This window comes from Streptomyces sp. NPDC037100, assembly GCF_055606225.1.
Window position 1 is genome coordinate 28369 of sequence record NZ_JBVJSX010000001.1, and the last position, 24126, is coordinate 52494.

Genomic DNA, 24126 nt, shown 5'->3' on the forward strand with positions numbered 1-24126 from the left:
GGCGTAGGGCTGGCTGGTCGCGCCCGCGCGGCGGAGCCGCAGATCAGACACAGCCCCGCGCCCCTGCAGGGCATGGTCCCGCCCGTCGGTCGACCCTAGGCGTAGGGCTGGCTGGTCGCGCCCGCGCGGCGGAGCCGCAGATCAGACACAGCCCCGCGCCCCTTTCGGGCGTGGTCCCGCCCATTGGTCGACCGTAGGCGTAGGGCTGGCTGGTCGCGCCCGCGCGGCGGAGCCGCAGATCGGACACAGCCCCGCGCCCCTGCAGGGCGTGGTCCCGCCCGTCGGTCGACCCTAGGCGTGGGGGCTGGTCGCGCCCGCGCGGCGGCGTCGCAGATCAGATGCAGCCCGCGCCCCTTGGCGGCTGTCCTCCGGGCATCACCGGGACGGCTCATCTGAACGTGGGGCGTCTCACACCGCAGCCCGGCGTCTCCTTGTGTGCCGACAAGTGCGAAGATGGGGCTCGGCAGGACAGGGCCCCACCGAAGGGCCGAAGAACGAGCGGCCGGACACCAGCCGCCTGCCGGTCGTCGAAGACCGGCTCACGGCGCACATGCATGGAGGACGTGACGTGGCGAACGACGCCAGCACCGTTTTCGACCTAGTGATCCTCGGCGGTGGCAGCGGTGGTTACGCCGCGGCCCTGCGCGGGGCGCAGCTGGGCCTGGACGTCGCCCTGATCGAGAAGGACAAGGTCGGCGGCACCTGCCTGCACAAGGGTTGCATCCCCACCAAGGCCCTGCTGCACGCGGGCGAGATCGCCGACCAGGCCCGCGAGAGCGAGCAGTTCGGTGTGAAGGCCTCCTTCGAGGGCATCGACATCGCCGGGGTCCACAAGTACAAGGACGGCGTGATCGCCGGCCTGTACAAGGGCCTGCAGGGACTCGTCGCCTCCCGGAAGGTGACGTACATCGAGGGTGAGGGACGACTGTCCTCTCCCACGTCCGTCGACGTGAACGGCCGCCGCGTCGAGGGCCGCCACATCCTGCTCGCGACCGGCTCCGTGCCCAAGTCGCTGCCCGGCCTGGACATCGACGGCAACCGGATCATCTCCTCCGACCACGCCCTCGTCCTGGACCGCGTGCCCAAGTCCGCGATCATCCTGGGCGGCGGTGTCATCGGCGTCGAGTTCGCCTCCGCGTGGAAGTCCTTCGGCACCGAGGTCACGATCGTCGAGGGCCTGAAGCACCTCGTCCCGGTCGAGGACGAGAACTCCTCCAAGCTCCTGGAGCGCGCGTTCCGCAAGCGCGGCATCAAGTTCAACCTGGGCACCTTCTTCCAGAAGGCCGAGTACACCCAGGACGGCGTCAAGGTCACCCTCGCCGACGGCAAGGAGTTCGAGGCCGAGATCCTGCTGGTGGCCATCGGCCGCGGCCCGGTCTCCCAGGGCCTGGGCTACGAGGAGCAGGGCGTCGCCATGGACCGCGGCTACGTCCTGGTCGACGAGTACATGCGCACGAACGTGCCGACCATCTCCGCCGTCGGTGACCTCGTCCCGACCCTCCAGCTCGCGCACGTCGGCTTCGCCGAGGGCATCCTGGTGGCGGAGCGCCTGGCCGGTCTGAAGACCGTTCCGATCGACTACGACGGTGTCCCGCGGGTGACGTACTGCCACCCGGAGGTCGCCTCCGTCGGTATCACCGAGGCCAAGGCCAAGGAGATCTACGGCGCGGACAAGGTCGTCGCCCTGAAGTACAACCTCGCCGGCAACGGCAGGAGCAAGATCCTGAACACCGCGGGCGAGATCAAGCTCGTCCAGGTCAAGGACGGTGCCGTCGTCGGCGTCCACATGGTCGGCGACCGCATGGGCGAGCAGGTCGGCGAAGCCCAGCTGATCTACAACTGGGAGGCGCTGCCCGCCGAGGTCGCGCAGCTCATCCACGCCCACCCGACGCAGAACGAGGCGCTCGGCGAGGCCCACCTGGCCCTCGCGGGCAAGCCCCTCCACGCGCACGACTGATCCCTCGGTCGACGAACGCGACGACACAGACTTCCGCACTTTCCGTAAGGAGCAACCGAAACCATGGCGGTTTCCGTAACCCTTCCGGCGCTCGGCGAGAGCGTCACCGAGGGCACTGTCACCCGCTGGCTGAAGGCCGAGGGCGAGCGCGTCGAGGCCGACGAGCCGCTGCTCGAGGTGTCGACCGACAAGGTCGACACCGAGATCCCCTCGCCCGCCGCCGGTGTCCTGGCCTCCATCAAGGTCGCCGAGGACGAGACGGTCGAGGTCGGCGCCGAGCTGGCCCTGATCGACGACGGCAGCGGCGCGCCCGCCGCCGCCGAGGCCCCGCAGGCCGAGCAGGTCGCCGAGCCCGCCCCCGAGCCGGCCGCGGCCGCCCCGTCCACCGAGCAGGCCGCCCCGGCGCCCGCTCCCACCGCCGACGCGGCCACCGGCGGCGGCTCCGCCGAGGGCACGGACGTCGTCCTGCCCGCGCTCGGCGAGTCCGTCACCGAGGGCACCGTCACCCGCTGGCTGAAGTCGGTCGGTGACAGCGTCGAGGCCGACGAGCCGCTGCTCGAGGTCTCCACCGACAAGGTCGACACGGAGATCCCGGCGCCCACCTCGGGCACGCTGCTGGAGATCGTGGTCGGCGAGGACGAGACCGCCGAGGTCGGCGCCAAGCTCGCCGTCATCGGCGAGGCGGGTGCGGCTCCGGCCGCCGCCCCGGCACAGGAGGCCCCGGCCGCCCCGGCCCAGCCCGAGCCCACCCCGGCTCCGGCCCCGGCGCAGCCCGCTCCGGCCCCGCAGGCCCCGTCGGCTCCGGCCCCGCAGCAGCAGACCACCCCGGCTCCCGAGCCGGCTCCGTCCGCTCCCGCGCCGGCCCCGGCTCCGGCCCAGGCCCCGGCCGCTCCGGCCGCCGCCAAGCCGGCCGACGACGGCGCCTACGTCACCCCGCTGGTGCGCAAGCTCGCCGCCGAGCAGGGCGTCGACCTGGCCACCGTCAAGGGCACCGGCGTCGGCGGCCGTATCCGCAAGCAGGACGTCGTCGCCGCCGCCGAGGCCGCGAAGAGCGCCGCCGCCACCCCGGCCCCCGCCGCTGCCGCCCCGTCGGCCGCGAAGAAGGCCCCGGTGCTGGAGGCGTCCCCGCTGCGCGGCCAGACCGTGAAGATGCCGCGCATCCGCAAGGTCATCGGCGACAACATGGTCAAGGCGCTGCACGAGCAGGCGCAGCTGTCCTCGGTCGTCGAGGTCGACGTCACCCGCCTGATGAAGCTGCGCGCCCGTGCCAAGGACGCGTTCGCGGCCCGTGAGGGCGTCAAGCTCTCCCCGATGCCGTTCTTCGTCAAAGCCGCGGCCCAGGCGCTGAAGGCGCACGCGCCGATCAACGCCAAGATCAACGAGGCCGAGGGGACCATCACCTACTTCGACACCGAGAACGTCGGTATCGCGGTGGACTCCGAGAAGGGCCTGATGACCCCGGTCATCAAGAACGCCGGTGACCTCAACCTCGCCGGCATCGCCAAGGCCACGGCCGACCTGGCGGGCAAGGTCCGCGCCAACAAGATCACCCCGGACGAGCTGTCCGGCGCGACCTTCACCATCTCCAACACCGGGTCGCGCGGCGCGCTCTTCGACACGATCATCGTGCCGCCGGGCCAGGTCGCCATCCTCGGCATCGGCGCGACGGTCAAGCGCCCCGCCGTCATCGAGACGGAGGAGGGCACGGTCATCGGCGTCCGCGACATGACGTACCTGACCCTGTCCTACGACCACCGCCTGGTGGACGGCGCCGACGCCGCCCGTTACCTGACGGCGGTCAAGGCCATCCTGGAGGCAGGCGAGTTCGAGGTCGAGCTCGGGCTCTGACCTCGGGTTGCACGGCTGATCGGTGCCCCGTCCGGATCTTCCGGGCGGGGCACCGTCGTACCCCGGGCGCGCGGAGAACTGCGCCATCCGGCACGAACAACCCGCAGCCGCCCGAAGACCGTCCGGCCCGAGCTCACTCGCGCCGCAGACACCATGTGCGCCTCGTCTCACCTGCGCGACAGCGCCCACGTCGGCCCCACCCGCGGAGCGAACCGGCCTTATTGTCTAAACGTCAAACCCCTTTAAGGAGCTCTCATGACCGCGCCCGTCATCCACTCGCTCCGCGAGCAGATCCGCGAGCACATCCTGGAGGGGATCATCAGCGGACGCTGGCAGCCGGGCGAGCGGATCGTCGAGCGCCGGATCGCCACCGAGCTGGAGGTCAGCCAGACCCCGGTCCGCGAGGCCCTGCGCGAGCTGGAGTCGCTGCGTCTGATCGAGTCCGCTCCGAACAAGGGCGTGCGCGTCCGCAACCTCACGGCCGCCGACCTGGAGGAGAGCTACCCGGTCCGGGCCGGTCTGGAGGCCATCGCCGCGGAGCTGGCCGCCCAGGGCCTCGCGGAGGACTGTACGGCACTGGAACCCCACGTCAGCGCACTGTACGAGGCCGACCGCGTCGCCGACGGCACCGCCCAGGTCCGCCACACCGTCGCCTTCCACCGCGAACTGGTCCGCGCCGCCGGCAACTCCGTCCTGCTGCACACCTGGGAAGGCCTCGGCATCGAGGTGTTCACGGCCCTGTCCATCCGCTGGCTGGGCACGCAGCAGCAGTCGTACGCCGAGGAGCACGAGGAGCTGGTCGCGGCGTTCAAGCGCCGCGACCCCCGGATCGCCGAACTCGTGAAGGCGCACGTCCTGGGCTGCGCGCCCCGGGCGTGACACTCGAGCACATCCCCGCTCAAAAGCCTCCGACCTGCGAAAACCATGCGAGAACCAGTCACCGCGTGCCACAGCCGGAGGCACCCCGTGCCTACTTTCTCGTGATCAAGAGGTTTTGCCCCTCAACCCTTTGATCGATCATCGATCAGGGAGTTACAGTCGCCGACGGGCTTGCCACCCAAGCCCTCCGCCCTGTCCTGCCAAAGACAAAGGGCACCCCCGATCCCCGCATGTGAGGGAACCCCCTTCGACTGAGGAAGGCGGCGACATGACCGACCCCAACGCCATCCAGCCGAGCGAGCTCGACCAGCTCCCCGACCGGGACCCCGAGGAGACCGCCGAATGGCAGGCCTCCCTGGACGCGGTCACCAAGGCTGCCGGGCCGCACCGTGCCGCATACCTGATGCGCCGCACGCTGGAGCGCGCCGAGGGCGCCGGCATCGCGCTGCCGAAGCTCCTCGAGACCGACTACGTCAACTCCATCCCCACCTCCGCAGAGCCGGCCGTGCCCGGTGACGAGGCGATGGAGCAGCGGATCACCGCGTGGAACCGCTGGAACGCGGCCGCGATGGTCACCCGAGGCAGCAAGTACGGCGTCGGCGGCCACATCGCCACCTTCGCCTCCGCCGCCTGGCTGTACGAGACCGGCTTCAACCACTTCTTCAAGGGCAAAGAGGCCGACGGCTCCGGCGACCAGCTCTACATCCAGGGCCACGCCTCCCCCGGCATCTACGCCCGCGCGTTCCTCGACGGCCGTCTGAACGAGGAGCAGCTCGACAACTTCCGCCGCGAGGCGGGCGGCAACGGCCTGCCCTCCTACCCGCACCCGCGCCGCCTGCCCTGGCTGTGGGAGTTCCCGACGGTCTCCATGGGCCTCGGCCCCCTGTCGGCCATCTACCAGGCGCGCTTCAACCGCTACCTGGCCAACCGCGGCATCAAGGACACCACCGCCTCGCACGTGTGGGCGTTCCTCGGCGACGGCGAGATGGACGAGCCCGAGTCGACGGCGGCCCTGGCGCTCGCGGCCCGTGAGGAGCTCGACAACCTCACGTTCGTCATCAACTGCAACCTGCAGCGCCTCGACGGCCCGGTCCGCGCCAACTTCAAGATCGTGCAGGAGCTGGAGGCCCAGTTCCGCGGCGCCGGCTGGAACGTGATCAAGACCCTGTGGGGCACGGCCTGGGACGAGCTGTTCCAGCTCGACACCACCGGCGCGCTCGTACGCCGCCTGCGCCAGGTACCCGACGCGCAGATCCAGACGTACCAGACCCGCGACGCCGCCTACATCCGCCAGGACTTCTTCGGCGGCGACCCGGCGCTCGTGGAGATGGCGAAGCTGCTGAGCGACGACAAGATCCTGGAGTGCTTCCACCTCTCGCGCGGTGGTCACGAGTCCCGCAAGGTGTTCGCCGCGTACAAGGCGGCCGTCGAGCACAAGGGCGCGCCGACCGTGATCCTGGCCCAGACGGTCAAGGGCCACACCCTCGGCGAGGGCTTCGCGTCGAAGAACGCCAACCACCAGATGAAGAAGCTGACGGTGGACGAGTTCAAGAACATGCGCGACCTGCTGGAGCTGCCGATCAAGGACAGCGACTTCGTCGACGGCGTGGTCCCCTACGGCCACCCCGGCGCCGACTCCCCCGAGGTCCGTTACCTCCAGGAGCGGCGTGCCGCCCTCGGCGGTCCGGCCCCGGCCCGGCGCGTGCACCCCATCGCCCCGCTGCCCGCCCCGGCTCAGAAGGCGTTCGCGTCCTTCGACAAGGGCTCCGGCTCGCAGAACGTGGCCACCACCATGGCGTTCGTCCGTCTGATCAAGGACCTGGTCCGCGACAAGGAGACCGGCAAGCGCTGGGTGCCGATCGTCCCGGACGAGGCGCGCACCTTCGGCATGGAGTCGCTCTTCCCGTCGCTGGGCATCTACTCGCCCAAGGGCCAGACGTACGAGCCGGTCGACCGTGACCAGCTGATGTACTACAAGGAGGCCCAGAACGGCCAGATCCTCAACGAGGGGATCACCGAGGCCGGTTCGATGGCCGACTTCATCGCCGCTTCGACGTCGTACGCGACGCACGGCGAGGCGATGATCCCGTTCTACATCTTCTACTCGATGTTCGGCTGGCAGCGCACGGCCGACCAGATGTGGCAGCTCGGCGACCAGCTCGGCCGCGGCTTCCTCGTCGGCGCCACGGCGGGCCGTACCACGCTGACCGGTGAGGGACTGCAGCACGCCGACGGCCACTCCCCCGTCATCGCGGCGACCAACCCGGCGGCGCTGACGTACGACCCGGCGTTCGCCTACGAGGTCGCGACGATCGTCAAGGACGGTCTGCGCCGGATGTACGGCGAGGCGGCCCCGGGTGAGGACCAGAACGTCTTCTACTACCTGACCGTCTACAACGAGCCGCTGCCGCAGCCCGCGAAGCCGTCCGTCGACGGCGTCGACGAGGGCATCGTCAAGGGCCTGTACCGCTTCAACACGGCGGAGTCGGCGGGCATCACGCCCCCCGCCAACGCCCCGCGGATCCAGCTGCTCGGCTCGGGTACGGCGATCCACTGGGCGCTCAAGGCGCAGCGGCTGCTCGCCGAGGAGTGGGGCGTGGCGGCCGACGTGTGGTCGGCGACGTCCTGGAGCGAGCTGCGCCGGGACGCCCTGGAGGCGGACGAGGCGCTGCTGCGCGGCGAGGAGCGGGTGCCGTTCGTGCGGCAGGCGCTCCAGGGTGCCGAGGGCCCGGTGCTGGCGGTCTCCGACTACATGCGTCAGGTCCCGGACCAGATCGCACAGTGGGTCGAGCAGGACTGGTCCTCGCTGGGTGCCGACGGCTTCGGCCTCTCGGACACCCGTGAGGCGGCCCGCCGCCACTTCGGTGTCGACGCCGAGTCGATCGTCGTCGCGGCCCTGGCCCAGCTCGCGAAGCGCGGCGAGGTCAAGGCGGCGTCCGTGAAGGAAGCGCGCGAGCAGTACGGTCTGTGAGAACGGACCGTTGACCGGCAGGCCCCCGCCACGGCGGGGGCCTGCTGCATGATGTGGCCATGCGCGCTGCCCGGCTGATCAAGATGGTGCTGCTGCTCCAGTCCCGGCCCTCCATGACGGCCGCCGAGCTCGCCCGTGAGCTGGAGGTGTCGGAGCGGACGGTCACCCGCGACGCGCAGGCGCTGTCGGAGGCGGGCGTGCCGGTGTACGCGGACCGGGGCCGGGCCGGTGGCTACCGACTGGTCGGCGGGTACCGGACGCGGCTGACCGGGCTGCACCGCGGTGAGGCCGAGGCGCTGTTCCTGTCCGGGGTGCCGGGAGCGCTGCGCGAGATGGGCCTGGAGGACGCCGCCTCGGCGGCCCGGCTGAAGGTGTCGGCGGCGCTGCTGCCCTCCCTGCGGGACGCTTCCCGGTCGGCCGCCCAGCGGTTCCACCTGGACGCGCCGAACTGGTTCAAGGAGCCGAAGACGCCCGCGCTGCTGCCGGCCGTCGCCGACGCGGTGTGGGACGACCGGCGGATCAGCGCGCGCTACCGGCGCGGGGAGGACGAGGTCGTCCGGGAGCTGGAGCCGTACGGGCTCGTGCTGAAGGCGGGCGTCTGGTACCTGTGCGCCCGGGTGGGCGCGTCCGCGTCCTTCCGGGTGTACCGGATCGACCGGTTCACGGCGGTGGACGCGGACGGCGAGCGCTTCGAGCGGGAGCCGGACTTCGACCTGCCCGCGTTCTGGGAGGAGCGGGCGCAACAGTTCGCGCGGTCCATCCTGCGGGCGCGGGTCGTGGTGCGGCTGTCCCCCGACGGGGTGCGGGCGCTGCCGTACGCCCTCGACTCGGTGTCCGCCCGGGAGGCCCTGGCGGACGCGGACGCCCCGGACGCGGACGGCTGGGTGACGGTGGCCCTGCCGGTGGAGTCCGAGGAGGTCGCCCACACCCAGCTGGCGGCGCTGGGCCCGGAAGTGGAGGTGCTGGCGCCGGAGAGCCTGCGCGAGCGGTTCGCCGGGGACGCGGCGCGGCTGGCCCGGCTCTACCGGCCCGAGGACGGCGCATAACGATCCCGCCCACTCCGGGTGCGCCCCTGTGCCCCAGGGCCGATGCTTGACCCGTGATGGACGAGACGGAGTTCTGGGAGCTGGTGGACGATGCCCGGGAGGCCGCCGAGGGCGACCCGGAGGAGCAGGCCGACCTGCTCGTGGACCGGCTCGCCCAGCTGGATCCGGACTCGGTCCTGGACTTCGCCCGGCACTTCGAGTCCCGCTACAACCGCGCCTACCGCTGGGACCTGTGGGGCGCCGCCTGGGTGCTGCTGGACGGGGCGAGCGACGACGCCTTCGACTTCTTCCGGTGCTGGCTGATCGGCCAGGGCCGCGAGGTGTTCGAGGGCGCCGTGCACGACCCGGACGCGCTCGCCGATCTGCTGGACGACTTCGACGAGGAGATCGACGGCGACGGCGAGGAGCTCGGTTACGCGGCGGACGAGGCCTACGAACAGCTCACCGGCGTGGTCGCGCCCGATCTGGAGATCGCGCCGGCGCCCCCGGAACCGGAGGGCACGCCGCTCGACTTCGAGAACGAGGGGTTGCTCGCCGAGCGCTATCCCCGGCTGTGGCAGCGCTTCAGGGGCTGATCAGGCGACCCGGCTGCGGCCGGTGTCGGACGCGATGGACGCGTGCGTCCCCGCGGCCTGCACCGCGTGGTGCAGGGGCGCGGCGTTGGCCTGGTCGAGGGCGTCCGCGGTGACCGCGGCCGGGCCCAGGACGACGGTCACGACCGCGCAGAGCACCGCCCAGGGGCCGCGCGTGCGGCCCGTCCGCCCGTCCGTGTTCCCCGGGGCCTTCGTACGACCGTTGTTCATGGTCCCCACCTTCGGTCGGCTGTCTGTGGCCACGACCGTAGGGGGCCGGGATCTCAGGACGCTGCGCGTTCGCTGTGGCCTCGCTGTGGGCCGTCCGGCCTGCCCTGGAGACGGGCCGCGAGCTGTCTGATCTCGGGCAGGCGGGCGTGCAGGGCGGCGCCCGGGCAGCTGGTCATGTAGCCGTCGTTGTGGCCCGCGAGGGCGGGCAGGCGGGCTGTGGTGCCGGCCGCGTAACGGCTCAGGCCGTTGCTGGAGACCAGGCGGACGTCCGAGCGCGGGTCGGTGCCGCTCAGGCCCAGTTTCCAGGCGGAAAGGGCGGCGATCGCGCGGATCATGGGCTGCGGGACGGGCATGCCCTCGGTGAAGGTGCCCAGGGCGGCGATGCCCGCGGTGCGGTGGTTGAAGCCCTGGGTGTGGGCGCCGGTGACGGCGCGCTCCACGCCCCCGGCGCGGCCCTCGTAGATGGTGCCGCAGCGGTCGACGACGAAGTTGTAGCCGATGTCGTCCCAGTCGCGGGTGCCGGTCTGGCCGGTGTAGAGGTCCCGGATGATGCGGGGCGCGTCGGCGCAGTCGTAGCCGTTGGGCGAGTCGGTGTGGTGGACGAAGACGGCGGCGACCCGGTCGTCGTAGCGCGGGCGCGGCTGCGCGCGGGCGGCGTCGCCCAGCCAGTGCGCTCTCGGCTCGATGGGCGGGCGCGGGGCGGTGTAGGACGTGGCCGGGGAGCGGGGCGGGGCGGCGCGGGAGCCGGTGTCGGCGGCGTTCTCCACGCCGTGGGCGCACAGGAACAGCGCCACGACCGCGGCGGCGCCCGGCAGGCAGCCGAGCAGCACGCGGACCGCGCGCGGCAGGCCGGCTATGCCGGGTGCCCCGGCGGCGGGGCGTCTGCGTGCGCCCCGCCGTCTTCGCAAGACACGCATGATCCCACTGTCGGCCTGATCCGGTCCGTCCGCGATGTGTGATGTGCCACCCGGTGGAACCATCGTCACGGTCCGCGTCGTTTTTCCCTCTGCACGCCCGCGACCGATTCCGATCACCCGTGTGCGTGTGACTGATCACCGGGCCCTCCCCCCGCGTATTAAGGGGTCCCGAGAGAAAGGCGGCGTGCGTGGACCTGCTCGACATCCTGCTGTTGCTGGTCGTCCTGGCCTACGCGGCGTCCGGGTACCGGCGCGGGCTGGTGGCCGGCTGTGTGTCGCTGACGGGCTTCGTGGGCGGTGCGGTCGTCGGCGTGTGGATCCTGCCGTGGGTCATGGACCTGGTGGAGGCGGGCACGACGCGGGCGACGCTGACAGCGGTGTTCACGGTGCTGCTCCCGGCGGTGGTGGGGCACGAGCTGGCGGGGCGCCTCGCGCTGCGGCTGCGGCGGGAGCTGGACCGGGGGCCGCTGCGGGTGCCGGACGGGATCGGCGGGGCGGTGGCCAACGCGGTGGCCGTGCTGATCGTGGCGTGGGTGGCCGCGAGTGTCCTGGGCGCCTCCTCGTCGCCGTCGGTCACCTCGGCGATCCGGGAGTCGCGGCTGCTCGGCGCCGTGCAGCGGACGATGCCGGACACCACCCCGGCCTGGTTCTCGGGGGCCACGTCCGCGCTGACGCAGGCGGGCTTCCCGCAGGTCTTCAACCCCTTCGAGAACGAGTCGACGGCCGAGGTCGCCAAGCCGACCGGCGACAGCGTCACGGCGGCCGCCACCGACGCGGCGAAGCGGAGCACCGTGAAGGTCGAGGGCGTCGCGGGCACCCAGGGGCGCGAGGGCAGCGGGTTCGTGTACGCGCGTGAGCACGTGATGACCAACGCCCATGTGGTGGCGGGCATCGACGAGCCGACCGTGCAGATCGGCGGCGTCGGGCGCACGTACGAGGCGCGGGTGGTGCTCTTCGACCCGCAGAAGGACGTTGCGGTGCTCTACGTGCCGGACCTCAGGGCGCCCGTGCTGCGGTTCGACGACGACGCGGAGCGCGGTGACTCGGCGGTCGTCGCCGGCTATCCGCAGGACGGCGATCTGAACCTTCAGGCGGCGACGGTCGCGAACCGGGTGCGGGCCACGGGCCAGAACATCTACAACGACGGGACGGCCACCCGGGAGATCTACTCGATCCGCTCCACCGTCCGCCCGGGCAACTCCGGCGGCCCGCTGCTCACCACCGACGGCCGGGTGTTCGGCGTGGTCTTCGCCCGCTCCACCTCGGACGCCGAGACGGGCTACGTCCTGACGGCGGACGAGGTCGCCCCCGACGCGCGGCGCGCAGCGGGTGCGACGGCACCGGTGGACACGGGCGAGCCGGCCGCGTCGTAGCCCCGGCTCACAGGAAGCGCCCCATCAGCACGTCGTCGACGTAGGCCCCGTCGAGCAGGAACTCCTCGGGCATGATCCCCTCGACGACGAACCCTTCGGCCGCGTAGAGCGCCCGGGCGGGGGTGTTGTGCCCGAGGACGCGCAGGGTGATGCGGCGGGCGCCGCGCCGGCGGGCCTCGTCGACGGCGGCCCGGACCAGTGCCCGCCCGACCCCCCGGCCTCGCGCCTCCCCGGCGACGGCGAGGCCCTGGATCTGGCGGACGTGCCGGTTCGAGTCGAGCGGAGTGGGGAAACCGAGCAGGACATAGCCCGCGAGACGGTCGCCGAGCTCGGCGACCAGGCAGTCCTCGGGGGTGTGCCGCTCGCTGAAGAAGGGGGCGTACGGCGGCTGCGGCTCCGGCGTCACCGCGTGCAGGGGCGACCAGGCGAGCCGGTCGAGCAGGGCCAGCTCGTCGCCGTCCTCGGTGCGGGCGGTGCGGATGCGCGGTTCGGGGAGCTCGGACATGGGCGTCACCCTACGGCGAGCGGATCGAGGCCTTGCAAGGGTTTTACGGGGCCGCCCGGCAGGATGGATTCATGGAACATTCAAGATTCGCGGTGGCGGGTGCGTCCGGGCTCATCGGCAGCGCCCTGGTGCGGTCTCTGACCGCCGACGGACACGAGGTGCGCCGCCTGGTACGCGGCACGCCCCGCTCGGCCGGGGAGATCCGCTGGGATCCCGAGGGCGGGCGGGTGGACGCGGCCGGGCTCGCCGGGTGCCACGCGGTGGTGAACCTGGCCGGGGCCGGGGTCGGCAACCGGCGCTGGACGGACGCCTACAAGCGGCGGATCCGCGACAGCCGGGTGAACGGCACGGCGGCCCTCGCCGAGGCGGTCGCGTCGCTGGACGCGAAGGACCGGCCGCGGGTCTTCGTGAACGGCAGCGCCATCGGCTACTACGGCGAGACCGGACAGCGCACGGTCGACGAGAGCGCGCCCGCGGGAGAGGGGTTCCTGCCCGCGCTGTGCGTCGAGTGGGAGGGGGCCACCGCACCCGCCCGGGAGGCCGGTGTCCGCACGGCGGTCACCCGGACCGGGCTGGTCGTCTCCCGCGAGGGCGGCGCCTGGGAGCGACTGTTCCCGCTGTTCCGGGCGGGGGCCGGCGGGCGGATGGGCGACGGGCGGCAGTACTGGTCGTTCGTCGCGCTGCACGACGAGGTCGCCGCGATCCGGCATCTGATCGACACCGACGGCCTGTCCGGACCGTTCAACATCACCGCGCCGAACCCCGTGACGAACCGTGAGGTCACGGCGGCGATGGGACGCGTGCTGCACCGCCCGACCCTGTTCCCGGTGCCCGCGACCGTCCTGCGGACCGTGCTCGGCGAGATGGCCGGGGACGTCCTCGGCAGTGCCCGGGTGCTGCCCACGCGTCTGCTGGAGTCGGGCTTCCGGTTCGCCTTCCCGGAGATCGAGGGGGCGATCCGCGCGGCCCTGTGACGGCTCCCCGCCCCGCCGGGGCCTGACCGGGCGGGGCGGGCCCCGCCGGGGCCCGCCCGGGCGGCGCACACCGGACGCCTGTCCGGGACCCGACCGGCCGTTCCGAGACACCTCCCCGATCCGCACACCAGCCTCCTGTGACCACTTGATGCCCACAAGATGCCCGAATGCGACCGCCGTGCGACCGTGCCCTGCCGATGCGCGACTCCCGTTGACCGATCACGGTCCTACCCTCGACCAGAACTCGCGTATCCCTGCGGCCTGTTGAGGGCATGACGTCTCCAGCGCCCGCGCAACCTCGAGGAGGGGCACGTGCTTGAGCCCGCGTACCAGGCGGACGTGGTCGTCGTGGGGGCCGGGGTCGCCGGACTCTCGGCCGCGCACCGGCTGACCAGCGCAGGAGTGACGACCATGGTCCTGGAGGCCGCCCACGGGGTCGGCGGCCGCATGGCGACGGAGAAGGTCGACGGCTTCCGGCTCGACAGGATCGGCCAGTTGCTGTCCACGGCGTATCCAGAACTACGACTGACACCCGGTCTCGACGGGCTGGTGCTGCGGCCCTTCGCGCCCGGTGTCCTGCTGCACGGCGACGGACGCCACCACCGTGCCGGCGTCCAGCCGGGCGCAGGGGGCGCAAGGGGCGCACTGCACGCTGTTCGCGCGCTCGCGAGCGCGCCCCGGTCGCCGTCCGCGCCCAGGCAGACCCGGCGGCCGGTGGCCGTGCCCGGCCGGCAGGTCTCGGTCCCCCGCAGCCGGCCCGGTGCTCCGCTGGGCACGGCCGTCGACCAGGCCCGGCTCGGCGCCGCCCTGACCCGGCTCGCGGGCACACCGGCCGAACGGCTGCTGGCCCGCCCGGAGTTGCCCGCCGGGGAGGCCCTGGCAGCGCGCGGGCTGCCCGCCCGTACGATCGACGGCTTTCTGCGTCCGCTGCTCGCCGCCCTGCTGTGCGACCCGGGCCTGACGACGTCCAGCCGGTGCGCGGACCTCGCGCTGCGCGCCTTCGCGCGGGGCCGGTTGTGCCTGCCGGAGGGCGGTGCGGAGGCCTTGCCGGAGCAGCTGGCGCGCACGCTGCCGCCGGGCACGGTGCACACCGGCGTGCGCGTCACCTCCGTCTCGACGACCTCGGTGACCACCGCGGAGCACGGTGAGATCCGGTGCCGGGCGGTTCTGGTGGCGACGGGCGCGCGCGCCGCCGCCGAGCTGCTGCCCGGGCTGCGGGTGCCGGAGTTCCACCCGGTGACGGTGGTGCACCACACGACCGACGAGCCCCCGGCGACGGGCGCGTCGCTGTTGCTCGACGCGGATCTCGGCGGGCCGGTCGCACACACGGCGGTGGTCAGCCGGGTGGACCCGACCCGGGCACCGGCGGGGCGGTCGCTGGTGTCGTCGACGGTACTCGGGCGGCATCGCGGGGACATCGACACGGCTGTGCGCATGCATCTGGCGCGGTTGTACGGGGTGTCGACGGCCCGGTGGGAGACGCTGGCCGTGCACCGGACGGTGGAGGCGGTGCCGGCGATGCGGCCGCCGCATGATCTGCGGCGGCCGGTGCGGTTGCTCGCGGGCCTGTACGTCTGTGGGGATCACCGGGATACCAGCACTGTCCAGGGCGCTTTGCACTCCGGGCACCGGGCGTCGGCGGCGATTCTGGCGGACCTCGGGGCCGGACGGTCCATGCATGTCGCCGACCCCGTGCCGACTGTTCCGAGGGCTGCCTAGTTTCGTCGAGTGCGGGTGTGCCCCGGACGGTCCATGCATGTCGCCGACCCCGTGCCGACTGTTCCGAGGGCTGCCTAGTTTCGTCGGGTGCGGGTGTGCTGTGGCTGTTCGCGCAGGCCCCCGCGCCCCTGGGCTGCTTCACCCAAGGGCCGCCACCTTGTCGCGGTACGTACGCACCGGCGCCGCGTCCTTGTACGGCTCCAGTCGGCGCTCGAAGTCCCTCACGTACTCCACCGCCCGCACCGAGCGCATCTCGGCCGCCTGGCCTGCCGCTTCCGCGGCGAGCCGGCAGGCCTGGTCGAGTTCGCCGAGGCCCAGGCGTGCGGTGGCGAGGACCACGCGGCAGAACAGGCGGCTGCGGGCGTAGGAGGGGGCCCGCAGCTGGAGTGAACGCTCGGCGTGCTGGGCGGCGGCGCGGAACTGCTGCAGGTCACGGTGGCAGTGGCCGAACTCGTCGGCGAGCTGGGCCTCGTCGAAGAACTTCGCCCAGTGCGGCACGTCGTCGCCGGGCCGGGCCGTCTCCAGCGCACGTTCGGCCCGGACCAGCGCGGCGGTGCAGGCCCGGACCTCGCCGAGCACTCCGTGCCCGCGCGCCTCGGAGGCGTGCAGCAGGGCCTGGACGACGGGCGGGCCGGACGTGCCGACGCCCTGCTGGGCCACCCGGGCGAGCTGGACGGCCTCCCGCCCGTGTCCGAGGTAGACGGCCTGGCGGCTCATGGTCACCAGCACGTAGGCCCCGTACGTGCGGTCCCCGGCCGCCTGGGCGAGCCGCAGCGCCTGCACGAAGTAGCGCTGGGCGAGTCCGTGCGCGGCGATGTCGTACGAGGTCCAGCCGGCGAGCCGGGTCAGGTCGGCGGCGGCGGCGAAGAGGCGGCGGCCCGTCTGCTCGCCGTAGGTGCCGCGCAGCATGGGCTCGCACTCGTGCTCCAGGTAGCGCACGAGGGCCTGGCGGGCGTGGCCGCCGCCGTAGGCGTCGTCGAGGGTGCGGAAGAGCTCGCCCACCGAGCGCAGTGCGGCGATGTCGCCGGCGGTGACCTTCTGGCCGGGTCCGCGTTCGGCCTGGCCGCGCCGGCGGGGCGGGGACGGGGCGCCCTGCTCGGTCGTGGCCGTGGGGCGGAGCGTGGGGCGGCCCTGTGCCGGGATGCGGGACACGGGCGTCTCGCCCCGGGCGACCTTCTCGTCGGCCCGGCCGATCAGCCAGTCCCGGCTGGGCACGACGAGCCCGGCCGGGGTGAAGGCGATCTTGCGGAGCTCCGCGTGGCTGCCGGAGTCCTTGCGCCACAGCCCGCTGACGATGTCGACGGCCTCCTCGGGGGTGGCGGCGAACTCCAGCCCCGCGTAGACGGGGGCGCAGGCGTCCAGACCGAGGTCCTGGGCGGTGAGGCGGCGGCCCAGGCGCCGGGTGAAGACCTCGGCGATCAGGGCCGGGGTGGTGCCCCTGGGCTGCTGGCCGCGCAGCCACCGGGTGACGGATGTTTTGTCGTATCTCAGATCAAGCCCGTGCTCGAGACCGAGCTGGTCCACGCGACGGGCGAGTCCCGCGTTGGAGAACCCCGCTTCTGCGATGAGCGCGGCGAGCTGTCGGTTGGGGGTGCGCTGCGCGGGTCGTTCCGTCATCTGCGGTGCGGTCTCCTGCCTTCCGGCCTTCGTGATGTGCGCGGATTGCCTGTGAGCAGGCCTTATGCCTTGCTGAACGGCGCGAATGTAGCGGAGAGTAAGCACCCCATCACACATTTTCGCGGACATTCATCCGATCGTGTGAGGATTGCCCCCGGGACTGACGTGTCCGGGCCGGACGTACAGTGACTTGGGCGCGTTATGTGCCTGACACACCCGTCCGAGGGAGGCGCTTGCCGTGAGTGAGTTGCGGTTCGTCCGCATGGGGTTCGGTGACGAGGCCGTCGAGTACCAGGAGGCGTGGGACGAGCAGCGCCGGGTGCACGCGGCGCGCTTCGCGGACGAGATCCCCGACACCGTGCTGCTCCTGGAGCACCCCCCGGTCTACACGGCCGGCCGGCGCACGGCGGACAACGAGCGGCCCCTCGACGGCACGCCCGTCATCGACGTGGACCGCGGCGGCAAGATCACCTGGCACGGCCCCGGCCAGCTGGTGGGCTACCCCATCCAGAAGCTCCCGCGCCCGGTGGACGTCGTGGCGCACGTACGCCGCCTGGAAGAGGCCCTGATCCGCACGTGCGCGGAGTTCGGCCTGGAGACGAGCCGGGTCGAGGGCCGCAGCGGCGTGTGGATCCTGGGCGACCCGGTGGAGCAGCGCCCCGCGCTCGGCGGGCTGTCGCTGGACTTCGACCCGCGTCTGCACGACGAGGAGTTCGACCCGCGCATGAACGGCCCGGAGTACGCGCCGTCCAACGCGGGCCAGCGCCGGGAGGACCGCAAGATCGCCGCGATCGGCATCCGCGTCGCCAAGGGCGTCACCATGCACGGCTTCGCGCTCAACGTGGACCCCGACAACAAGTGGTTCGACCGGATCATCCCCTGCGGCATCCGCGACGCGGGCGTCGCCTCGCTGGCCGGCGAGCTCGGCCGGGACGTGACGATCGAGGAGGTCCTGCCGGTCGTGGAGCGCCATCTGCGGGAGGTCCTGGAGAACGCGGAACTGAAGCCGCGGGAGATCGAGAAGACGCCGGCGGCATAAAACGACCCGTGGCGGAGCTGGAGGGGTAGCCGCCCATACAGGCATTCAAATCAACGGGCGTACCCTTGAGGACGCCGAAGAATCAATCGCTAGGGAGCCGGTCGTGTCCGCAGTCGCACCCGACGGACGCAAGATGCTGCGCCTGGAGGTCCGCAACAGCCAGACCCCCATCGAGCGCAAGCCCGAGTGGATCAAGACCCGGGCGAAAATGGGTCCCGAGTACACCGCGATGCAGAAGCTCGTGAAGAGCGAGGGCCTGCACACGGTCTGCCAGGAAGCCGGCTGCCCCAACATCTACGAGTGCTGGGAGGACCGCGAGGCGACCTTCCTCATCGGCGGCGACCAGTGCACCCGGCGCTGCGACTTCTGCCAGATCGACACCGGCAAGCCCGAGGCGCTCGACCGCGACGAGCCCCGTCGCGTGGGTGAGTCCGTGGTCACGATGGACCTGAACTACGCCACGATCACCGGCGTCGCCCGCGACGACCTGGAGGACGGCGGCGCCTGGCTGTACGCCGAGACCGTGCGCCAGATCCACCAGCAGACCGAGGGGCGCGAGGCCGGACGTACGAAGGTCGAGCTGCTGGCTCCCGACTTCAACGCGGTCCCCGAGCAGCTGGCGGAGGTCTTCTCCTCCCGGCCCGAGGTCTTCGCGCACAACGTCGAGACGGTCCCGCGGATCTTCAAGCGCATCCGCCCCGGCTTCCGCTACGAGCGGTCCCTGAAGGTGATCACCGAGGCGCGCGACTACGGCCTGGTCACCAAGTCGAACCTGATCCTCGGCATGGGCGAGACCCGCGAGGAGGTCAGCGACGCGCTGAAGCAGCTGCACGAGGCGGGTTGCGAGCTGGTCACCATCACGCAGTACCTGCGGCCCTCCGTGCGCCACCACCCGGTGGAGCGCTGGGTCAAGCCGCACGAGTTCGTGGAGCTCAAGGAGGAGGCCGAGCAGATCGGCTTCTCCGGTGTGATGTCCGGGCCGCTGGTGCGCTCCTCGTACCGCGCCGGGCGGCTCTACCAGATGGCCATGGAGCAGCGTCATTCGGCCGCTCCGCGGCGGGGGGACGGGCACATCGCGGCGCAGGCCGTCTGACGAACCGTCACCGCCCCTGCCCGCCAAGGGGCGGGACAAGCGTGTGAATTCGCGCACAAGAGACTACTCGCCAGTAGCGGCCGATTCGACGCGGTCCTGACCGTCCTCGCAGATGAGGGCACATGTCAGGACCGCGTCGGCGTTCCACCGGTCCCCGCCGACCCTTCATGGGTGTTTGACCGGCCGGTCACGCGCTGGTAACACCAATCAGTAACGCTGGACTCACAGCACGTACACCCGCTCCCGAGGGGGGACCTCACCCATGCAGGCCGCGCCGCCCGTCCGCGCCACCGCGATCCCGTCCTTCACGACCGCCCTGCGTGCCGTCGAGTCGCTGCTGATGAGCAGCGGTCAGCGCACGGCCCGCCGCAACGCCTGGACCTCCGTGCTGGAGGACCGCCGTCGCGCCAAGGACCGGGTCGAGACGCAGCGCGTCATCGAGCAGTCCCTGTCCGTCCACCCCTGATCCCGGGCCCTCCCCCACGGTGCACCCGCGGGCACTGCCGTCGTCGGGGCTTGTGGGGCCACGTAGACTGCGTGGCATGGCGAGGAAGGAACCTGCAGCGGACGCTGCGAATGCCGGGCGACTGAAGCAGATCGCCCTTACCTACAAGATGACCCGCAGGGCCGACAAGAAGATCGGTCTTGTACTCGCGGCAGTCGGAATCGTCACCTTCGGTGTCTTCCTCGCGATCGGTTTCTTGATCGGTCACCCCATCTATCTCGGCATCCTGGGCCTCCTGCTCGCCTTCCTCGCGTCGGCGATCGTGTTCGGGCGCCGGGCCGAGCGGGCCGCCTTCGGGCAGATGGAGGGACAGCCCGGTGCCGCGGCGGCGGTGCTCGACAACATCGGCCGGGGCTGGACGACGACCCCCGCGGTGGCGATGAACCGCAACCAGGACGTGGTGCACCGGGCGGTCGGCAAGGCCGGCATCGTCCTGGTCGCCGAGGGCAACCCGAACCGGGTGAAGACCCTGCTGGCCGCCGAGAAGCGGAAGATGAACCGCATCGTCGCGGACGTCCCGGTGCACGACCTGGTCGTGGGCACGGGTGAGGGCCAGATCGAGCTGAAGAAGCTGCGGACGACCATGCTGAAACTCCCGCGCGTGCTGACCGGCCCGCAGGTCACGGCCACCAACGACCGGCTGCGCGCGCTCGGTGACCTGATGAGCAACATGCCGCTGCCGAAGGGGCCGATGCCGAAGGGCATGCGCCTGCCGAAGGGCGGGCCGAAGGCTCGCTGACACCCGCACACGACATGAACGAGGGGCGCCCGGACCACACCGGGCGCCCCTCGTTCACGTCGGTCGGTTCGCGCGACGGGTCAGATGCGGACCTCGACCGTGCCGGCCAGCCGGTCGTGCAGGCCCCGGCCGTCGCGGTCCCAGATCAGCGCGGGGATCGCGAGGAAGAGCAGGACCGTGCGCAGGGCGGCGCGCCACGGACTGACCCGGCCGGTGTCCAGGGCGAGCACCCGCAGGCCGAACAGGCGCTTGCCCGGGGTGAAGCCGACCGTACCGACCGTGAGGACCATCAGCGCGAACATGATGAGCGGCGCCCAGATCTGGGCCGCCTCGTTGTAGCTCTTCGTGATGAGACCGTATGCGATCAGGAGACACAGGCCCCAGTCGACGGCGAGGGCGCCGAGCCGACGGCCCGGGCGGGCGATCGAGCCGGGTCCCTCCTCGGGCAGACCGAGCTGCTCGCCCCGGTATCCGAAGTCGACACCGGCCTCTTCCGCGGCCGCGCGGGGCCCGGAAAGCCACGATCCGAGTGCTTGCCTGTTGTCCACCCGTCCACGGTACTGCGCCCGTAAATGACCAGGGCACGGCGGGGTGTGTCCGGGCTACGGTGGAGGGTGAGCCGGTTAACTTGTGCGAAACAAATGAGTCACGCCCGAGAAACCACCCGTCCCTAGGGTCGAGGTCAGCGTGTGCCACCCGCACTGGCAGCACGAACGAACTACCACCCCGGCGGGACGGTCGGGAGTAGGAGGAGCTGGATGTTCCAGAACGCCGACGAGGCCAAGAAGTTCATCGCGGACGAGGACGTCAAGTTCATCGACGTCCGCTTCTGCGACCTCCCGGGCGTGATGCAGCACTTCACGGTGCCTGCGGAGGCGTTCGACGCTGACGAGGAGCTCGCCTTCGACGGCTCCTCGATCCGGGGCTTCCAGGCCATTCACGAGTCCGACATGGCGCTGCGCGCGGACCTCTCGACCGCCCGGGTCGACCCGTTCCGCCGTGACAAGACGCTGAACATCAACTTCTTCATCCACGACCCGATCACGGGCGAGCAGTACTCCCGTGACCCGCGCAACGTGGCGAAGAAGGCCGAGGCCTACCTCGCGTCGACCGGCATCGCCGACACGGCGTACTTCGGTCCCGAGGCCGAGTTCTACGTCTTCGACTCGGTGCGCTTCGCCACCACCGCGAACGAGTCCTTCTACCACATCGACTCCGAGGCCGGTGCCTGGAACACCGGTGCCCTCGAGGACAACCGTGGTTACAAGGTCCGTTACAAGGGCGGCTACTTCCCGGTCCCGCCGGTCGACCACTTCGCCGACCTGCGTGCCCAGATCTCCCTGGAGCTGGACCGGGCCGGCCTGAAGGTCGAGCGCCAGCACCACGAGGTGGGCACCGCCGGCCAGGCCGAGATCAACTACAAGTTCAACACGCTGCTCGCCGCGGCCGACGACCTCCAGCTCTTCAAGTACATCGTGAAGAACGTGGCGTGGCAGAACGGCAAGACCGCGACCTTCATGCCGAAGCCGATCTTCGGTGACAACGGCTCGGGCATGCACGTCCACCAGTCGCTGTGGACCGGCGGCCAGCCGCTCTTCTACGACGAGGCCGGTTACGCGGGCCTGTCGGACACCGCCCGCTACTACATCGGCGGCATCCTCAAGCACGCCCCGTCGCTGCTGGCCTTCACCAACCCGACGGTGAACTCGTACCACCGCCTGGTGCCGGGCTTCGAGGCGCCGGTGAACCTGGTGTACTCGCAGCGCAACCGCTCCGCCGCCATGCGTATCCCGATCACGGGGTCGAACCCGAAGGCCAAGCGCGTCGAGTTCCGCGCGCCCGACTCCTCCGGCAACCCGTACCTGGCCTTCTCGGCGCTGCTGCTGGCCGGCCTGGACGGCATCAAGAACAAGATCGAGCCGGCCGAGCCGATCGACAAGGACCTCTACGAGCTGGCCCCCGAGGAGCACGCGGGCGTCCCGCAGGTCCCGACCTCGCTCCCGGCCGTCCTCGACTCCCTTGAGGCCGACCACGAGTTCCTCCTCCAGGGCGACGTGTTCACGCCGGACCTGATCGAGACGTGGATCGACTACAAGCGCACGAACGAGATCGCGCCGCTGCAGCTGCGTCCGCACCCGCACGAGTTCGAGCTGTACTTCGACGTGTGATCTGGCCCCAGGTCAGGGCGTATGACCGCTCTCCTGGGCCGTCTGTGAGCCGTCGGCCGACTCTCCCAGCATGGGAGAGTCGGCCGACGGCTTTCCCGTCACCAGGGACGAAGGGTTTCGTCGGCGCAGATTGCCGCTTGGAAACGCTCCCACCCCTGTGCGGACACATGCACGTGCTGCTGGCAAGTCCGAACTCCACGCCCAGCACTAGGCGATGATGGGGCCCCAATACTGATGCCGCCCTGGGCGCTAATTGTTCGTAAAGACGACGAGCCTCGGAGTGACGGCCGCTGTGAAAGGTGAAGGATGCCACCATGCTTTCCGCCATGATCGACTCTTCGTGGTCGTCGCCGAAGTCACGTCGGGCGGCCAGCATTCTCTGCTGAGCGACACTCAACGCTTCCTCGGCAGAACGCATGGGCGAACCTAATTCCCACAGGATCCTCTCGGCTTCGCCGATACCTGCTTCTCCCGCCTGCCGCAGCACCGAGGTTGCGATCATGAAATGACCCTCGTGCATTGCATTCAAGGCGATGTTGTAGGCCTCGTGGAGCGGCGCAAGCTCCATCACTGTCGTCCAGACAGATTCGGGTATGGCTTCCTGCCCAGGTAAGTCGATCAGATAGTCGAAGGCCAGGCATCCGTGTTCTGGATCGCCGAGCAGTAGGCTGTTGGCTCCGGCAGGGACCGTGGGGGTCAAGGCCCAGTTCAGCGCCTCAGGGTACGACTCCGGACGCAGCTCCACCCCGCCGCGGCGAGCGAGATAGATCTCGTGCAGTTGCTGGAGAACGTCCGTGGGCAACGGGCGGTGGTAGCCGGCACGACGGGCGTCGACTGCCGCTGCGACCAGCGCTGCCCCACGAGGGTGCTGTCCGGGGACCCAGCCGTGCTGCCACGCTTCGGCCAGTTCCGGGCCGGCCGCCAACAGCTCGGCCACACCGAATCTCTCGTCACCGGCCAGCGCGCGGACCAGTCGGGAATCTGTTGCGACGGCACCAGCACGTTCGCGCTCGGTGTCCGACCATCGCCGCTCGACGGAGACCACTTGGGCCTGCCTCAACACGGCCCGTCCCTGCCGCCAGACTTCTTGCGCGACGCCGGAGACCTCTGTCTCCGCACGGTCGCGATAACGGTCGTACTCGTGACTGCGCATGGTGACGAGAACCAGCACGTACCGGTCCGAGGAAAGCAGGCGGTGCAGCACGGATGTGGTCAGCCCTCCCGTACCCAGGAAGCGTTCCAGGTCATCCAGCCACACCACACAGCGATCCACGGCTTCCCAACCGTCCAGCAGGACTGCCACTGCTTCGCGCGTCGAAGGAGCCACGAAATGGTGATCGGGGTGCAGCAAGCGGATCGCCTCGAAGGCGGCTCGTGTCTTACCCGAAGTGGACTCGCCGACCAGTAGGACGAAGCCGCCGCGTCGCAGGGCAGCGTGCAGGTGGGGCTCGATATCGCGAGTGACGTACGCCGGCACCCGATCGACTTCACCGTCCCGCTCGATGGTCGCCGCCGGGTGGACGCCGACCGCAATAGGGTCACGTAAGTCTCGTACCAGCGGAAAGCGTCCGGCTCGCGAGGCGATCTCCAAAGCCTCGGGGCGACGGCGAGCCACTTCGGCCTGCCGCTGCCATTCCGACTGGGCGCCTACAGCCACGGCGCCGGCCACAGCCGCCGCCACGGCCCCCACCGCCCCCGCCCACGCTTCAGACCCCAGCAGCGCGGCGACCAGTCCGACGCCCGCGCTGACCACCGTCACCGCCACCAAACGAACCCACGGCCGGAACGGTCCCTTGTTGGCCCCCACCGGCTCCTCCCACCCTCGATGGCAAGGGACTGCCGGGAAATCCTGCCCTCGGAAGGCCATAACGAACCGTGGTCAGCAAGGCGAGTGGGCTGACTGCAGCGCGTATGCGGCGCTGACGGGGGCGCGGGCGTGTGTTCTATTCTTGGGGCAGGACCACACGGGGGTG

Annotated in this window: 20 protein-coding genes; 14 read left to right on the forward strand and 6 right to left on the reverse strand. The window is 71.3% G+C overall.

Features of this window, described 5'->3' with window-relative positions:
• The first annotated feature begins 568 nt into the window (after positions 1 to 568).
• From lpdA to ACZ7EG_RS00155, 6 genes are all read left to right on the forward strand, one after another.
• Positions 569 to 1957 (forward strand): dihydrolipoyl dehydrogenase, encoded by a 1389-nt coding sequence (gene lpdA / locus ACZ7EG_RS00130; protein ID WP_471070072.1) that lies wholly within the window; start codon positions 569 to 571, stop codon positions 1955 to 1957.
• A 63-nt stretch (positions 1958 to 2020) separates the two neighbouring features.
• On the forward strand, positions 2021 to 3805 hold the full coding sequence (gene sucB, locus ACZ7EG_RS00135; protein WP_471070074.1) for a 2-oxoglutarate dehydrogenase, E2 component, dihydrolipoamide succinyltransferase: 1785 nt from the start codon (positions 2021 to 2023) through the stop codon (positions 3803 to 3805).
• A 255-nt stretch (positions 3806 to 4060) separates the two neighbouring features.
• The gene (locus ACZ7EG_RS00140; RefSeq protein WP_362231884.1) at positions 4061 to 4684 is read left to right on the forward strand and encodes a GntR family transcriptional regulator; all 624 of its coding nucleotides are present in this window, start codon (positions 4061 to 4063) and stop codon (positions 4682 to 4684) included.
• 268 nt (positions 4685 to 4952) lie between these two features.
• Positions 4953 to 7655, forward strand: coding sequence for a pyruvate dehydrogenase (acetyl-transferring), homodimeric type (gene aceE, locus ACZ7EG_RS00145; RefSeq protein ID WP_471070077.1), 2703 nt, complete (start codon positions 4953 to 4955; stop codon positions 7653 to 7655).
• Between the two features lie 59 nt (positions 7656 to 7714).
• Positions 7715 to 8701: a helix-turn-helix transcriptional regulator gene (locus tag ACZ7EG_RS00150; RefSeq protein WP_471070080.1), complete on the forward strand. Its 987-nt coding sequence runs from the start codon at positions 7715 to 7717 to the stop codon at positions 8699 to 8701.
• A 56-nt stretch (positions 8702 to 8757) separates the two neighbouring features.
• Positions 8758 to 9276, forward strand: coding sequence for a DUF4240 domain-containing protein (locus ACZ7EG_RS00155; protein ID WP_053671989.1), 519 nt, complete (start codon positions 8758 to 8760; stop codon positions 9274 to 9276).
• Here ACZ7EG_RS00155 and ACZ7EG_RS00160 read toward each other — a convergent pair whose 3' ends face one another.
• Both ACZ7EG_RS00160 and ACZ7EG_RS00165 read right to left on the reverse strand, forming a co-directional pair.
• Entirely contained in the window at positions 9277 to 9504 is a 228-nt protein-coding gene (locus tag ACZ7EG_RS00160; RefSeq protein WP_471070082.1) for a hypothetical protein, read from the reverse strand.
• Between the two features lie 53 nt (positions 9505 to 9557).
• Entirely contained in the window at positions 9558 to 10421 is an 864-nt protein-coding gene (locus ACZ7EG_RS00165) for a peptidoglycan recognition protein family protein (RefSeq protein ID WP_471070084.1), read from the reverse strand.
• Between the two features lie 188 nt (positions 10422 to 10609).
• Here ACZ7EG_RS00165 and ACZ7EG_RS00170 point away from each other — a divergent pair, with 188 nt between their 5' ends.
• Entirely contained in the window at positions 10610 to 11794 is a 1185-nt protein-coding gene (locus ACZ7EG_RS00170; RefSeq protein WP_471070086.1) for a MarP family serine protease, read from the forward strand.
• A 7-nt stretch (positions 11795 to 11801) separates the two neighbouring features.
• On the opposite strand, the gene ACZ7EG_RS00175 is transcribed toward ACZ7EG_RS00170, so the two are convergent.
• Positions 11802 to 12299, reverse strand: a complete 498-nt coding sequence (locus ACZ7EG_RS00175; protein WP_471070088.1) for a GNAT family N-acetyltransferase — start codon at positions 12297 to 12299, stop codon at positions 11802 to 11804.
• Between the two features lie 71 nt (positions 12300 to 12370).
• Between ACZ7EG_RS00175 and ACZ7EG_RS00180 the strand changes: the two genes are divergently transcribed.
• On the forward strand, positions 12371 to 13273 hold the full coding sequence (locus ACZ7EG_RS00180; RefSeq protein ID WP_471070090.1) for a TIGR01777 family oxidoreductase: 903 nt from the start codon (positions 12371 to 12373) through the stop codon (positions 13271 to 13273).
• A gap of 312 nt (positions 13274 to 13585) precedes the next feature.
• Positions 13586 to 14992, forward strand: coding sequence for an NAD(P)/FAD-dependent oxidoreductase (locus tag ACZ7EG_RS00185; RefSeq protein WP_471070092.1), 1407 nt, complete (start codon positions 13586 to 13588; stop codon positions 14990 to 14992).
• A 138-nt stretch (positions 14993 to 15130) separates the two neighbouring features.
• Here ACZ7EG_RS00185 and ACZ7EG_RS00190 read toward each other — a convergent pair whose 3' ends face one another.
• The gene (locus tag ACZ7EG_RS00190; protein WP_471070094.1) at positions 15131 to 16609 is read right to left on the reverse strand and encodes a regulator; all 1479 of its coding nucleotides are present in this window, start codon (positions 16607 to 16609) and stop codon (positions 15131 to 15133) included.
• A gap of 238 nt (positions 16610 to 16847) precedes the next feature.
• On the opposite strand from ACZ7EG_RS00190, the gene lipB reads away from it, so the two are divergent.
• From lipB to ACZ7EG_RS00210, 4 genes are all read left to right on the forward strand, one after another.
• Positions 16848 to 17648, forward strand: coding sequence for a lipoyl(octanoyl) transferase LipB (gene lipB, locus ACZ7EG_RS00195; RefSeq protein ID WP_471070096.1), 801 nt, complete (start codon positions 16848 to 16850; stop codon positions 17646 to 17648).
• Positions 17649 to 17751: 103 nt separating this feature from the next.
• The gene (lipA, locus tag ACZ7EG_RS00200; protein ID WP_471070098.1) at positions 17752 to 18741 is read left to right on the forward strand and encodes a lipoyl synthase; all 990 of its coding nucleotides are present in this window, start codon (positions 17752 to 17754) and stop codon (positions 18739 to 18741) included.
• 262 nt (positions 18742 to 19003) lie between these two features.
• Positions 19004 to 19207 (forward strand): SCO2195 family GlnR-regulated protein, encoded by a 204-nt coding sequence (locus tag ACZ7EG_RS00205; RefSeq protein WP_471070100.1) that lies wholly within the window; start codon positions 19004 to 19006, stop codon positions 19205 to 19207.
• A gap of 76 nt (positions 19208 to 19283) precedes the next feature.
• Positions 19284 to 19985 (forward strand): DUF4191 domain-containing protein, encoded by a 702-nt coding sequence (locus tag ACZ7EG_RS00210; RefSeq protein WP_471070102.1) that lies wholly within the window; start codon positions 19284 to 19286, stop codon positions 19983 to 19985.
• Positions 19986 to 20065: 80 nt separating this feature from the next.
• On the opposite strand, the gene ACZ7EG_RS00215 is transcribed toward ACZ7EG_RS00210, so the two are convergent.
• Positions 20066 to 20533, reverse strand: coding sequence for an RDD family protein (locus tag ACZ7EG_RS00215; protein WP_471070104.1), 468 nt, complete (start codon positions 20531 to 20533; stop codon positions 20066 to 20068).
• Between the two features lie 210 nt (positions 20534 to 20743).
• On the opposite strand from ACZ7EG_RS00215, the gene glnA reads away from it, so the two are divergent.
• Positions 20744 to 22153 (forward strand): type I glutamate--ammonia ligase, encoded by a 1410-nt coding sequence (glnA, locus tag ACZ7EG_RS00220; protein ID WP_471070106.1) that lies wholly within the window; start codon positions 20744 to 20746, stop codon positions 22151 to 22153.
• Here the strand turns inward: glnA and ACZ7EG_RS00225 are convergent.
• Positions 22044 to 23960, reverse strand: a complete 1917-nt coding sequence (locus ACZ7EG_RS00225; RefSeq protein WP_471070108.1) for a hypothetical protein — start codon at positions 23958 to 23960, stop codon at positions 22044 to 22046. The genes glnA and ACZ7EG_RS00225 overlap by 110 nt on opposite strands.
• Between the last annotated feature and the right edge of the window lie 166 nt (positions 23961 to 24126).